We start from the raw sequence: 13,007 nt of genomic DNA on the forward strand, positions 1-13,007 counted from the left end.
CATCACGCGCGCAGCCGCAGCCCTTTTGGATCAAATGGGGGTTCAGCCAGTATGCGCGCTTGATGCGGCCGACCCAGCACCATGACCTCAACCACGTCGCCCGATTGCGCACCGCTCACAAAGCCAAGCGCGAGGCTCATCCCAACGCTGTATCCATAAGCACCAGAGGTGACGCGCCCAATGCCCTGCCCGTCTTTGAAGATCGGCTCGCCCCCTGTGGCATCTGCGTTCGATGCATCGGTTTCCCCGCTGTCCAAGGCCAGCACGACAAGATGTTCGCGCGCAGTTTTGGCAAGTGTTTGCGCAACCGCAGCTTTGTTCAGGAATGCCTTGTCCATCTTGCACAACCGATCAAGGCCGACTTCCTGCGGCCAGTATTCGGGGCTGTATTCGCGCCCCCATGACCCGTACCCTTTTTCAACACGCAGGCTCATCAAGGCGCGGCTGCCCACCGGGCCTGCACCGACCTCTTTACCCGCGACGAGCAACGCCTCATAAAGCTGCGCCTGATCCTCAGTCGCGCAGTGCAATTCCCAGCCCAAATCGCCGGTAAAGCTGACGCGCAAGGCCAAGACCCGGACACCGGCCAGTTCAATCCATTTGGAGCGCATGAACGGAAAATTTTCGGTGGACAGCGACGTATTGGTGAGCCGTTGCAGCATGTCGCGCGACCTCGGTCCGGCCACGTTGAAACCGCTCATCGCATCGGTGTGGCTTTCAAATATGGTGTCGCGGGGCAAGGGCACAGCCTTGAAAAATCGCTGGTGATAGCGTTCGGCCATACCGGAGCCAATCACCCAGAACTCCTCCTCCCCCAGACGCGTAACCGTGAAATCACCCGCGATACCACCCCGCTTGCCAATAAGCGGCGTAAGGCAGGACCGCCCCACCGCCTTGGGCATGGTGTTTGCAAAAACGCTATTCAACCAGCCTTCGGCCCCCGGCCCGGCGCAGCGGTATGTCGCGAAATTCGAGATATCAATCACCCCTGCGTTCTCGCGCAGCATCCGGCATTCCGCACCGACCTGATGCCACCAATCCTGCCGGGTGAACCCTTCTGTGTGGTCTTCGGCCCCTTCGGGATAGCCAAAATACAGCGGGTGTTCCCATCCGTAGTTCAGCCCGAATACCGCCCCACGTTCGCGTTGCATGTCGTAGACGGGGCGGCGGCGCAGGGGGCGACCGGCGCTGCGTTCTTCATTCGGGAAGTGGATTTTGAACCGGTTTGCGTATTGATCGCCAACACGCGCCTTGGTGAAGGCCTTATCCGCCCATGTCCCGAACCGCGCCATGTCCCATGCGAACATATCATAGCGCGTCTCGCCCGTGACGATCCAATCAGCGGCCAACAGCCCCATGCCACCCGACTGCGAAAACCCCGGAATGATACCGTTGCAGCAGAAATAGTTCGACAGTTCAGGCGCGGGGCCGAACAGGACATTGGCATCCGGCGACCAGATCATCGGCCCGTTGATCACGCGTTTGATCCCCGCCTCTCCGACTGCGGGGACGCGGTCGATTGCACGCATCATGTTGTCTTCGATCCGTTCCAGATCATCGGCGAATAGCTCATGCCCAAAGCCCTGCGGCGTGCCGTCCTCGGCCCAGAACCGCAGGTCCTTTTCATAGGCACCGACAAGCAACCCTTTGCCTTCCTGACGCAGATAGTATTCGCCGTCCCGGTCGGCCACCGATGGCAAACGGCGATCCAGTGCTGCGATCTCGGCGATGGTTTCGGTGACAAAATACTGATGCTCGGTCGGCTGCAAAGGCAGGTCCAATCCGGCCAATGCCGCAACCTCACGCCCCCAGAGGCCCGCCGCATTCACGACCCATTCGGTGGCAATATCGCCTTTGGTCGTGCGCACGATCCATGTGCCATCCGGCTGCTGCTCCGTGGCCGTCACCGGGCAAAAGCGGATGATTTCGGCACCATTCTGGCGTGTGCCAGCAGCATAGGCATTGGTGACACCGGATGGGTCCACATTACCGCCCGAGGGTTCGAACATGATGCAGCGGATACCGTCAAAATCGACCAGCGGATGCAGGCGTTCGGCCTCATCCCGGCTGACCTCATGAAAGTGCAGCCCGTAGTATTTCGCTTTGGCCGCCTGCAGGCGCAGTTGGTGTTCGCGCGCCTCGGTCTGCGCCAGATAGAGCGAGCCGGGCTGGAACACGCCGCAGGACTGCCCTGTTTCGGCTTCCAAAGCGTTATAGAGATCCATCGTATAGTTCTGAATGCGCGTGATGTTGTTGTTGTCATGCAGACCGTGGATATTTGCCGCCGCATGCCAGGTCGAGCCGCTGGTGAGTTCGTCACGCTCCAGCAGCACCACGTCTGTCCAGCCCAGTTTGGTCAGGTGATACAGAATCGAGCAGCCGATGACGCCGCCTCCGATGACAACGGCTTGGGCATGAGTACGCATGGTTGAGACCCCGATGATGGCATGTAACAGGGACAACCTGACCTGCCATCGCCCGCACTGTTAGCCGATTTGCGACATCTGTCGTCGCGCGCATACAAGGCGGGTCTATTTATTTTCCCCGCGCACCTCCGGATGCGCGCTGGCACAAATGCGGTCGCGATCCGGTTCAAATGCAGTCGCTTTCAGCGCACGCGCCAGACTTTCCTGCGCAAAATCACATGCGGCGGCGGATAATTTCGGATCAGGATTCCCGATGAGATTGCCAAGCGTTTGCTGAAGCATCTGTTGCACCTCGACAACCGCAACCCCGTCGCGCGCGAGCGTTCCAAAACCGTCGCGCATAAGATCAATCGGATCAAGCGGCGCGACATACAGGTGATCCAGCGGGGTATCAGGCGTTGCGTTTTGTTCATCTTTGTAGACAGACAAAATGCGCCCGATGCGCGTGATAATGTCAATCGCCGTGCCCGGATCATTGATCCCTGGCGACAGGGCCTTTGATCCGATCTCTCCCAATACCAGCAGGCCAAAGCGTGGGTCCTGATCATAGCTGCGCAAATCAGAAAGGACGAGCATCTCGCGAATTTGCTCACAAAACGACTCCCAATCACGGATATTGTCCGCCCGGTCCACATACAGCACTGGGGACTCTGTAAAGACGTAGCTGCCAATGTCGCGTGTCATGTAGAGTGTGACGTCGCACTCCTTTGCCAGCGTATTCATCGCTTCGGGATAAATGCATTGAATATACCCGCTGTCCCATGCGTTCAGCGTCTTGGCGCTCTCAGGTGCGTCATGCACCAGCGGCATGGCACCCAGACAGGGCGTCTGCAAACGCTCATTGAACCGGGCGCGGGTCACGGCCTCCACCTGACGGGTTGTATTGGTCAACTGACCAAACCCCTGCAAATGCAGAACCCAGCGGATCAGATAGACCACAATGATCGCCAGAACAAAGACCGTCATCCAGAACAGCACGAAGGCATGGTCGTCATCGTAAACGCCAAGTTCGCGCAGGATGATTCCCAGCAAGGCATAGACATAGGCCCCGATAAAGACGGCAAGCGTGTTCTGGGTGGTCCTGTCCTGCATGATCAAGCGGTGCACACGCGGCGTCCATTGCGTGGAGGAGGATTGATAGACCGAGACCATGACCGTGATCGAAAAGATCGTCACCGCAAGCATGGCGCTGGCAATCAGTTGCAACAGGCGGTCTGCCGCCGCGCCATCTAGGCTTCTGGACAGGGTATCGGGCACATAAAGCTCAACCCATTGGCTGAGGGCCACGGCAAGCACAGCCAGCAAGCCGATCAGCACCACCCGCACCCAGAGCTTGCGCGCATAGCGGCGGGCTTTGCGAAAGAGGGTCATCATGAAAGAGCTGGCATTATCCATACGCTGTCCTTAGCACCTTAGGCCGCCATAGCTAAATACCCAGTGAAGACATATGAGCGGCAATCAGGCGAGAAACAGCGGCGAACTGGCCGCAATAGACCACGCCAGAACAATGCCGGAGCCTACGCCCGCCGTCTCTGCCCCCTGCCGGAGCGCGACGGGGCGTGCCATCGTGCCATACACCAGATAAAACAGCACCATCACAGGCAAAACGGTAAACAAAAGCCCCAGGCTTTGTGAAAACAGGATCATGCTTGCCGATAAGGATGCAACAGGGACCATGCGTGCCACAACCCGCTGCCAAAGCGCTGCACCGTCCAGCAGGACACGATCGGCAACCACGAAGGGCACTGTGCCAAGCAGAAGTACGCACATGATTGGCAAGCGCGGACCACTGGGCAGAAAGGCCGCTGCGTATCTGTCAAGCGCCACTGCGAAAACGCACAGGCACCAAAAGGTCAAAAGCAAAACACCGGAGGGTTTCGGCAAGGTCAAACGGTGACCCGCCGCCCGCAGCACAGCGAGCACCACAAGACCCCATGTGGCAAAGAACACAGCCAAAGCGCCAAAGGCCGCAGTTTGGAAAAGCCCACCCCCAAGGCCGAGCGACAAGCCGATGGCGGGCAAAACCGGTGCCAGCAGCGCGGCCCAGAAAACCTTTGGACCCACGGGGGTGGCGGGGGACCGGGACTGTGGCAACAGGCGGGTGAGCGGCCAAAAGAGGACAACCAGGCCCACCAATACCGCGGTGATCGCAAGGCCCTGCGGCATAGCCCGCCCTTGCCCGCATATTTCGAACGCGGACATCAGCCAGTCGCGCGTTTCCCGCATCGTTTCAGCGGCAAAGAGAACAGCCACATGTTCTGTATTGGGGATGGCGACCGCGCGCCTGATGACTGGCCCGTCGGATACGGTTTCGCCCTCAACAGGTTCACCTGCAACAAGTGCGACGGACTGGCGGGCCACATCGCGCAGTCGCCCCTCATATTCACCCGAAAGCACCAGCAATCTCTGCGGGAAATCTGCCGTGACCGCATCCGAATACATCGAAATGGCAACGATGGCGGATACCTCTGGCGATGCTTTTGCCGCGCGAATGACGATATCCGTCGCCATGGAATGGCCCAGCATGCCAACCGGGGTCACTGTGCCGATCTCAGCCTGCACAGCTTGCAGAACGGCGCGTGTCTGCGCCACCAGTTGTTGCGTTGTCCCTTCGATCCGGGTGACATCAGAGGACATGCGTTCAGGGTTGCGCCCATGGCCATAGAAATCAAAGGACGCGACCATAAAGCCAGCCCGTGCCAGATCACGCGAGATATACTGCATCATCTGGCGCGAACCGGCAAACCCATGCGTCACAATGACAAGAGGCCCCGGCAAGCCCGAAGGGTCGGTGTAGAGGGATACCCGTCCGACATCCGTGTCAATAATGCGCTCACTGACGGTCGCGCGTTCGCTCTCAAGACTGAAAATCGCTGCAGAAACACATACAGCAGCCAAGGCCCATAGCAGCGCACGAAATGAAACCAGATTTACAACCATCAGCTTACGTCTTCGCAACAACGCATTTAACAATCCTTCTTTCTCCGAGCACCCGCCAGCCCAAGGCGCACACAGTGATGTACCTGTGTAGATGATAGGTCAGATTTTGCTTAGTCCATGACGCGCTTGGATTTCACAGAGGGTCAGCGCGCTTTTTTTGTTACGGAGAATGCACCGTCCGGCGGCCTCAAAAAAAGGTAGCAACGCCAGTCAAAACACCCGCAAGGATACTCAATTGCTCTGGTTTCGTCAGCACCAGGTGGGATACTTCAAAACAGTGGTTTTGGCCTGTGAGATCCGGTTATATGGTACGTAGCGCGCTGCACTACCGTCACAATTTGCCTGTCTCAAAGACCACAAAGCGCCGGCGCCCGGTCATAACAGCGTATCCGAAAGGTTCTAAAAAGCTGGCATGACACCAAAATGTCAGCCAAAGCCGCGCGGATCGGTGCACCGCCGCGCGACTTTTTTTCTTGGACGCTTTATTTCAGCGCGGCATCTGTAATAGCGCTCGTCCATGCGCCTTCGGGCGCTTTGGAGATCACCGGATCAGACCCGCCGGCCAGCAGTGTCGCCACCGTGCGCTCGTAATCGGCCACATCCAGCGACCCGTCCGAGCCTTCGATCAGCTTGGCGATTTCACCCATCATCCGGACCTGATGCGACTCGGTCTGGGCGCCGGTTTCATCATTGTCCAGAACGATACCCGCAGCCTCATCGGGGTTGGCCCCAGCGTATTCCCAGCCTTTCATCGATGCGCGCACAAAGCGGACCATTTTGTCCTGAAACACCGGATCGCTCAGGTTCTCTTCAAGCGCATAGATACCGTCTTCCAATGTGGCGACACCCTGATCTTCATATTTGAAGGTCACAAGCTCATCCGGTGACACGCCCGCATCGAGCACCTGACCGTATTCGTTGTAGGTCATGGTGGAAATGCAATCGGCCTGACGCTGTAACAGCGGATCGACATTGAACCCTTGCTTGAGCACAGTCACACCGTCCTCGCCCCCATCGGTGGAGATACCCGCCTGTGACATCCAGCTCAGGAAGGGGTATTCATTGCCAAAGAACCACACACCGATGGTCTTGCCCTTGAAGTCCTCAACAGAGGTGATGCCGGTGTCTTTCCAACAGGTCAGCATCAGCCCCGATGTTTTGAAGGGCTGCGCGATATTAACGACCGGCAAGCCCTTTTCGCGCGCGGCCAGTGCCGACGGCATCCAGTTGAGCATCACATCAGCACCGCCACCAGCCAGCACCTGCGGGGGGGCAATATCCGGCCCGCCGGGCAGGATTGTAACGTCAAGCCCCTCTTCTTCGTAAAACCCCTTGTCCAGCGCCACATAGTAACCCGCAAACTGCGCCTGCGTGACCCACTGCAATTGCAATGTCACCGAATTGGCATCATCGGCATAAGCCGCCGTTCCCAGACCGGCCGCAAAGGCCGCGGATATCATCAGTTTTTTCATCTTCCGTATCTCCTTGTCAGTATTGAAAGCGGGTCTTTCGCCCGCTTTATCGTTGTGACGGATGCCAGAAAGTCACCCGCTTCTCTATCAGGGCGATAAGCCCGTAAAACGCCGAGCCCGCAAGGGCTGCAACGATAATCTCTGCCCAGACCATATCCATGGCAAGCTGACCCACCGAGGTTGATATCCGAAAGCCCATCCCCACAGTCGGAGAGCCGAAAAATTCAGCAACAATCGCACCGATCAGCGCAAGCGTTGTGGCAATTTTCAACCCGTTGAACACAAAGGGCATCGCAGCAGGCAGCCGTAGCTTGAAAAGCGTGGTCCAGTAATTGGCACCGTAGGTCCGCATCAGGTCACGCTGCATCGCGCTGCTGCCTTTTAATCCCGCGACTGTATTCACCAGAATGGGGAAAAACACCATGACCCCGACAACCGCCGCCTTGGAGTGCCAGTCACTGCCCAGCCACCGCACAAAGATCGGCGCGGTGCCGACAATCGGAAGCGCGGCCATGAACGCCCCAACTGGCAATATACCCTTGGTCAAGAAAGGCGAGCGATCCGCAAGGATGGCCACGGCAAAGGCCGCAATTGCCCCCAAGACATACCCGGTCATCGCCCCCTTGAGGATCGTTTGTTCAAAATCAGCCCAAAGCAGATGCGTGGAGACCGCAAAACGCGCCGCGATCGCAGAGGGAGGCGGCAGGATCACCCCGCTGATGCCCAGCATCTGAACCAGAATTTCCCACATCACCACAATTGTGACCCCAAATATCACGGGGATCAGCAAGCTGAACAAACGCGTGTCCGCGCGCGGCGAATGCGACAGTTTGATGTTCAGCCACCAGCCCAGCCCCCAAACGATCAACGCCAGCACATAGGCCATCATGCTGCCTCCATCCCCATGCGCCTGAGCGTCTGACGCTCAACCAGTGTCAGAATGGCAACCAATAGTGCCGCCGTAATCGCCGCTGCAAACAGGGCGGCCCATGTCACCATCGGCTGACCGTATTGATCCCCGACCAACATACGCGCGCCAAAACCTGCCCGCGCGCCAGTCGGCAATTCGCCCACGATAGCACCCACCAACGCGGCGGAAATACCGATCTTGAGCGATGCAAACAGATAGGGCACCGAAGCAGGCAGGCGCAGCTTCCAGAACCCCTGTGACGGGCTGGCGCTATAGGTGCGCAGCAAATCAAGCTGCATCGCATCGGGGCTGCGCAGCCCCTTGACCATGCCCACGACCACGGGGAAAAAGCTCAGGTATGCGGAAATGACCGATTTGGGCAAAAGCCCCTGAATGCCAATAGCGCCCAGCATGACGATGATCATCGGTGCCAGCGCCAGTATGGGAATGGTCTGCGAAGTAATCGCCCATGGCATCACGGATTTGTCCATCGTACGGCTATACACGATGCCAACGGCCAGCAGAATGCCCAGACCTGTCCCTATGATAAACCCCAACAGCGTCGCCGAAAGCGTGACCCAACCATGGTACACAAGGCTGCGCTTCGACGTGATTTTCTTGGTGAATATACTGTCGTAAAGTTCGGCGGTGACCTGATGCGGCGAGGGCAAGCGAGGGCGCACCTGACTGTAGGTCAGCGGTATGATCTGCGGGTTTTTCAGCGCAAGCGCGAGGCCCGAGTATTCTTGCCGCTCCGCCGGGGCCTCCGGCGCAATGATCAATCCGTCCCGCTGCGCCTGATCTGCGGTCAGATGCGCGTTCATCGGCACAACGGCCATGGTCCAGAAGGCGATTATGACCGCCACCACAACGAGGGCCGGCACGATGCTGGCCAGTTTATTCATCTATGTGACCCGCGCGCAGCCCATCGCGCACACGGTGGGCGATCTCGATGAACTCGGCACTGTCACGGATGTCCAGCGGGCGCTCCTTGGGCAGCGGGCTGTCGATGACATCCGAAATACGGCCCGGGCGCGGGCTCATCACCACGATTTTCGTGGACAGATAAACCGCTTCAGGGATCGAATGGGTCACAAAGCCGATGGTCTTTTCGGTACGCGCCCAAAGCTGCAAGAGCTGCTCGTTGAGGTGGTCGCGCACGATCTCATCCAGCGCGCCAAAGGGTTCATCCATCAGCAAAATATCGGCATCAAAGGCCAGAGCGCGCGCGATGGAGGCGCGCTGCTGCATGCCGCCCGACAATTGCCATGGAAATTTGCGGTCAAACCCATTCAGGTCGACAAGGTCCAGAACACGCCCGACACGTTCCACCTGTTCAGACTTTGAGAACCCCATGATCTCAAGCGGCAGGCGGATGTTGCCGCCGATCGTGCGCCACGGGTAGAGCCCTGCGGCCTGAAACACATAGCCATAGGCGCGCGCCTGACGCGCTTGATCCGGTGTCATGCCATTCACGCTGATTTCGCCGGATGTGGGGGTTTCCAACCCGGCAATGCAGCGCAGAAATGTCGTCTTGCCGCAGCCCGAGGGGCCGATGAAACTGACGAATTCGCCCTTCTTGATCTCAAGGTTCACGTCCTTGAGCGCATGGACCGGACCGTCATTGGTTTCAAAGGTCAGATCAAGACCCTGCGCATGGATAATCGTTTCTTGGGTCACGCTCGGGCTTTCAGGTTCAGGTTTCAGACGCCGGTGGCGGGAATGCCGCTGCGCTCAACCGGGCGCGGGGCAGTCAGTTCTTTCCAGGTGGACAAGGCTTTGTTGGTCACGCCGTTGCCGTCGCGTTTGACGAATTTGCCATGTCCTTCCTGCGTGCGGATTTCACCGTCATGTATGGCCACATGACCTCGTGTCAGGGTATAGCGCGGCAGGCCTTTGACCGTTTGCCCCTCGAACACGTTGTAATCAATGGCAGATTGCTGGGTGCTCGCTGCAATCGTCTTTTCCTTTTGTGGATCCCACACGACAAGATCGGCATCGGCCCCCACCAGAACCGCGCCCTTCTTCGGATAGCAGTTGAGAATTTTGGCGATATTGGTGGAGGTGACCGCGACAAACTCGTTCGGCGTCAGACGCCCCGTGGCCACCCCATGCGTCCAGAGCATGGGCATGCGGTCTTCCAAACCTCCGGTGCCATTGGGAATTTTGGTGAAGTCGCCCACGCCAAAACGTTTTTGCTCCGTAGTGAAGGCACAGTGATCGGTCGCCACGACAGACAGAGACCCGGATTGCAACCCGGCCCAGAGGCTATCCTGATGCTGCTTGTTGCGAAATGGTGGTGACATCACACGGCGTGCGGCGTGGTCCCAATCCTTGTTGAAATACTCACTTTCATCCAGCGTCAGGTGCTGAATCAGCGGCTCGCCCCAGACACGTTTGCCCTGCTGGCGCGCGCGACGGATGGCTTCATGTGCCTCCTCACAAGAGGTGTGCACCACATAGAGCGGCACGCCCGCCATGTCGGCGATCATGATGGCGCGGTTTGTGGCCTCCCCCTCAACCTGTGGCGGGCGGGAATAGGCATGTGCCTCGGGGCCGGTGTTGCCCTCGGCCAGCAGTTTGGCAGAGAGTTCCGCGACCACATCGCCGTTTTCCGCATGCACCATGGCGATGCCGCCCAATTCAGCCAAGCGGTTGAAGGAGGCGTAAAGCTCATCATCGTTGACCATGAGCGCGCCTTTATAGGCAAGGAAGTGTTTGAAAGTGTTGATCCCGCGATCCTCAATGACGGATTTCATCTCGTCAAAAACCTGCTCCCCCCACCATGTGACGGCCATATGGAAGGAATAGTCGCAATTGGCACGGGTCGATTTATTGTCCCACATTTTCAGCGCATCATGCAGCCCCTGCCCCGGAGATGGCAGCGCAAAATCAATGACCATCGTCGTGCCGCCCGCCAGTGCCGCGCGCGTCCCGCTTTCGAAATCGTCAGAGGAATAGGTGCCCATGAAGGGCATTTCCAGATGCGTATGCGGATCAATACCGCCCGGCATGACATAGCAGCCCGTGGCATCCAGTTCCTCATCACCGCTCAGGTTCGGGCCAATCTCGATGATGGTGCCCGCGTCGATCAACACGTCCGCCTTGTAGGTCAGATCATGCGTCACCACAGTGCCGTTTTTGATCACAGTAGACATAAGTGAACTCCTTGAAAGGGTGGGATCATGATACCACTTCGGCCGTTTCCAAGACCGCATGCAACAGCACATCCGTGCCCGCAGCGGCCCATTCGGGGCTGATTTCTTCGGCCTCATTGTGGCTCAGACCATCTACGCAAGGGCACATGATCATTGCCGTTGGGGCCACGCGATTGATCCAGCAGGCATCATGACCGGCACCAGAAATCAGGTTCATGTGGCTGTAGCCCAGACGCTCCGCCGCGGTGCGCACAGCGCTCACGCAGCCCTCGTCAAAGGTAACAGGATCAAACCCGCCTACCTTTTCAAATTCGATCTCAAGCCCCATGGCATCGACAATCGCCTGCGCCTCGGTCCTGAGGCGTGTTTCCATATCGGTGATCACATCCAGATCAGGCGAGCGCAGGTCCACGGTGAAAACCACCTTGCCGGGGATCACATTGCGAGAATTGGGATAGACGTCGATGTGCCCTGCAGCGCCCACTGCATGGGGCACATGGGACAGGGCGATTTCATCCACCTTTTCGAGCACCCGCGCCATGGCAAGCCCCGCATTCTTGCGCATCGGCATCGGCGTTGAGCCGGTATGCGCGTCTTTTCCGGTGATGGTGATTTGCGTCCACGACAAGCCCTGACCATGAGTCACGACGCCAATTTCCTTGCCTTCAGCTTCCAGAATGGGGCCCTGTTCGATGTGAAGCTCGAAAAACGCATGCATCTTGCGTTGGCCGACTTCCTCTTCGCCGCGCCAGCCAATGCGCTGCAACTCATCGCCGAATGTCTTGCCCTCCGCATCTGTACGCGCATATGCCCAGTCCTGCGTGTGCAGCCCCGCAAAAACGCCGGAGGACAGCATCGCGGGCGCATAGCGCGTGCCCTCTTCATTCGTCCAGTTCGTGACCACGATGGGGTGCCTGGTTTTGATATCCAGGTCATTGAGCGTGCGCAGCAGTTCCAAACCGCTCAACACTCCCAATACGCCATCGTATTTACCGCCGGTCGGCTGCGTATCAAGATGTGATCCCACATAGACCGGCAGCGCGTCGGGGTCCGTGCCTGCGCGGGTCGCAAACATATTGCCCATCTGGTCCAGCCCCATGGTGCAGCCCGCCGCCTCGCACCATTTTTGAAACAGGTGCCGCCCTTCGCTGTCTTCGTCGGTGAGCGTCTGACGGTTGTTACCGCCCGCCACACCCGGTCCGATCTCTGCCATTTCCATCAGGCTGCCCCACAGCCGTTCGCTGTTGATCCGCAGGTTTTCCCCGATGGCTGGCATTGCGCGTTCTCCTTGGCAATCTGGCGTGCTGGCTCTTCAGTTTTTATTTGACCAACTGGTAAAAGCAACGCTACCAGAGGGTTCGGACGAGTCAAGGCGTATGCTTGACATATCAAGGGTATCATCGTGCTGTCGCACAACGGGCAGGCATCGCAATCAAAGATACTCCACCAATACGGGCGCAGCAGATGACAAAGACTGAAACGCGCATACAGAAAAAGAATCAAGCAGCCATCATGACGGCTGGATTGAAGGTGTTTTCGCAATACGGATTTCGCGGATCCACTCTGGATCAGATCGCCGCTGAAGCAGGCCTGTCAAAGCCGAACATACTATATTATTTCGCCTCAAAGGACGCGATTTATCGCGCGCTTTTAACGCGTTTGCTGGACGAATGGCTGCAGCCCATTTACGAGATAGATGCCAGCGGGGACCCGGTCGAAGAGCTACTGTCCTATGCCCGCCGCAAGCTTGAGATGAGCCGGGATTACCCGCGTGAAAGCCGCTTGTTTGCCAATGAGGTGATACAGGGCGCGCCGCGCATCGGCGACGCCCTCAGCGGTGAGTTGCGTCGCGTTGTCAACAAGATCGCTGCGATCATCGATGGCTGGATCCGCGAGGGTCGCATCCAGCCCGTAGATCCGCATCACCTGATTTTCTCAATCTGGTCCATGACGCAACACTATGCGGATTTTGACGTTCAAGTGCGCGCCATCCTGCCGGATCAAGACCCGTTTCCGGGGGCCGAGCAGCACCTCGAAGACATGCTCCGGCGGATGCTGACCCCTCAAACCTAACTGCCGAAGCACTCAGGATGAGTACTCC

At 58.2% G+C, this 13,007-nt stretch carries 10 protein-coding genes; 1 reads left to right on the forward strand and 9 read right to left on the reverse strand.

Translation table 11 applies throughout. The features are described 5' to 3' along the window. Positions 1-2: 2 nt before the first annotated feature. The 9 genes from RLO149_RS11265 to RLO149_RS11305 all read right to left on the reverse strand — a co-directional run bounded on the left by RLO149_RS11265 (position 3) and on the right by RLO149_RS11305 (position 12,182). Complete coding sequence (locus RLO149_RS11265; protein WP_044025645.1) at positions 3-2,426, reverse strand: GcvT family protein; 2,424 nt, start codon at positions 2,424-2,426, stop codon at positions 3-5. Positions 2,427-2,531: 105 nt separating this feature from the next. Next, positions 2,532-3,821: a DUF2254 domain-containing protein gene (locus tag RLO149_RS11270; protein WP_013962218.1), complete on the reverse strand. Its 1,290-nt coding sequence runs from the start codon at positions 3,819-3,821 to the stop codon at positions 2,532-2,534. A 63-nt stretch (positions 3,822-3,884) separates the two neighbouring features. Next, on the reverse strand, positions 3,885-5,366 hold the full coding sequence (locus RLO149_RS11275; RefSeq protein WP_044025316.1) for an alpha/beta hydrolase: 1,482 nt from the start codon (positions 5,364-5,366) through the stop codon (positions 3,885-3,887). A gap of 482 nt (positions 5,367-5,848) precedes the next feature. Further along, a complete protein-coding gene (locus RLO149_RS11280) occupies positions 5,849-6,838 on the reverse strand; it encodes an ABC transporter substrate-binding protein (protein ID WP_013962220.1) in 990 nt (329 codons plus the stop codon). A gap of 46 nt (positions 6,839-6,884) precedes the next feature. After that, on the reverse strand, positions 6,885-7,727 hold the full coding sequence (locus RLO149_RS11285) for an ABC transporter permease (protein WP_013962221.1): 843 nt from the start codon (positions 7,725-7,727) through the stop codon (positions 6,885-6,887). Then, positions 7,724-8,653: an ABC transporter permease gene (locus tag RLO149_RS11290; RefSeq protein ID WP_013962222.1), complete on the reverse strand. Its 930-nt coding sequence runs from the start codon at positions 8,651-8,653 to the stop codon at positions 7,724-7,726. The genes RLO149_RS11285 and RLO149_RS11290 overlap by 4 nt, the downstream gene beginning before the upstream one ends. Next, positions 8,646-9,428, reverse strand: coding sequence for an ABC transporter ATP-binding protein (locus RLO149_RS11295; RefSeq protein ID WP_013962223.1), 783 nt, complete (start codon positions 9,426-9,428; stop codon positions 8,646-8,648). The genes RLO149_RS11290 and RLO149_RS11295 overlap by 8 nt, the downstream gene beginning before the upstream one ends. A 23-nt stretch (positions 9,429-9,451) precedes the next feature. Beyond that, a complete protein-coding gene (gene hydA, locus RLO149_RS11300) occupies positions 9,452-10,906 on the reverse strand; it encodes a dihydropyrimidinase (RefSeq protein ID WP_013962224.1) in 1,455 nt (484 codons plus the stop codon). A 25-nt stretch (positions 10,907-10,931) separates the two neighbouring features. Further along, positions 10,932-12,182 carry a Zn-dependent hydrolase gene (locus RLO149_RS11305; RefSeq protein WP_013962225.1) on the reverse strand — a complete coding sequence of 417 codons (1,251 nt, stop codon included), beginning with the start codon at positions 12,180-12,182 and terminating at the stop codon, positions 10,932-10,934. 188 nt (positions 12,183-12,370) lie between these two features. On the opposite strand from RLO149_RS11305, the gene RLO149_RS11310 reads away from it, so the two are divergent. Next, positions 12,371-12,979: a TetR family transcriptional regulator C-terminal domain-containing protein gene (locus tag RLO149_RS11310; protein ID WP_013962226.1), complete on the forward strand. Its 609-nt coding sequence runs from the start codon at positions 12,371-12,373 to the stop codon at positions 12,977-12,979. Positions 12,980-13,007 lie beyond the last annotated feature (28 nt).

This window comes from Roseobacter litoralis Och 149 (genome assembly GCF_000154785.2).
Classification (GTDB): Bacteria; Pseudomonadota; Alphaproteobacteria; order Rhodobacterales; family Rhodobacteraceae; genus Roseobacter; species Roseobacter litoralis.

Coding starts and splice junctions, on each gene's coding strand:
- RLO149_RS11265 (WP_044025645.1), bottom strand. CDS start 2,426: ATGCGTACTCATGCCCAAGCCGTTGTCATCGGAGGCGGCGTCATCGGC.
- RLO149_RS11270 (WP_013962218.1), bottom strand. CDS start 3,821: ATGGATAATGCCAGCTCTTTCATGATGACCCTCTTTCGCAAAGCCCGC.
- RLO149_RS11275 (WP_044025316.1), bottom strand. CDS start 5,366: ATGGTTGTAAATCTGGTTTCATTTCGTGCGCTGCTATGGGCCTTGGCT.
- RLO149_RS11280 (WP_013962220.1), bottom strand. CDS start 6,838: ATGAAAAAACTGATGATATCCGCGGCCTTTGCGGCCGGTCTGGGAACG.
- RLO149_RS11285 (WP_013962221.1), bottom strand. CDS start 7,727: ATGATGGCCTATGTGCTGGCGTTGATCGTTTGGGGGCTGGGCTGGTGG.
- RLO149_RS11290 (WP_013962222.1), bottom strand. CDS start 8,653: ATGAATAAACTGGCCAGCATCGTGCCGGCCCTCGTTGTGGTGGCGGTC.
- hydA (WP_013962224.1), bottom strand. CDS start 10,906: ATGTCTACTGTGATCAAAAACGGCACTGTGGTGACGCATGATCTGACC.
- RLO149_RS11305 (WP_013962225.1), bottom strand. CDS start 12,182: ATGCCAGCCATCGGGGAAAACCTGCGGATCAACAGCGAACGGCTGTGG.
- RLO149_RS11310 (WP_013962226.1), top strand. CDS start 12,371: ATGACAAAGACTGAAACGCGCATACAGAAAAAGAATCAAGCAGCCATC.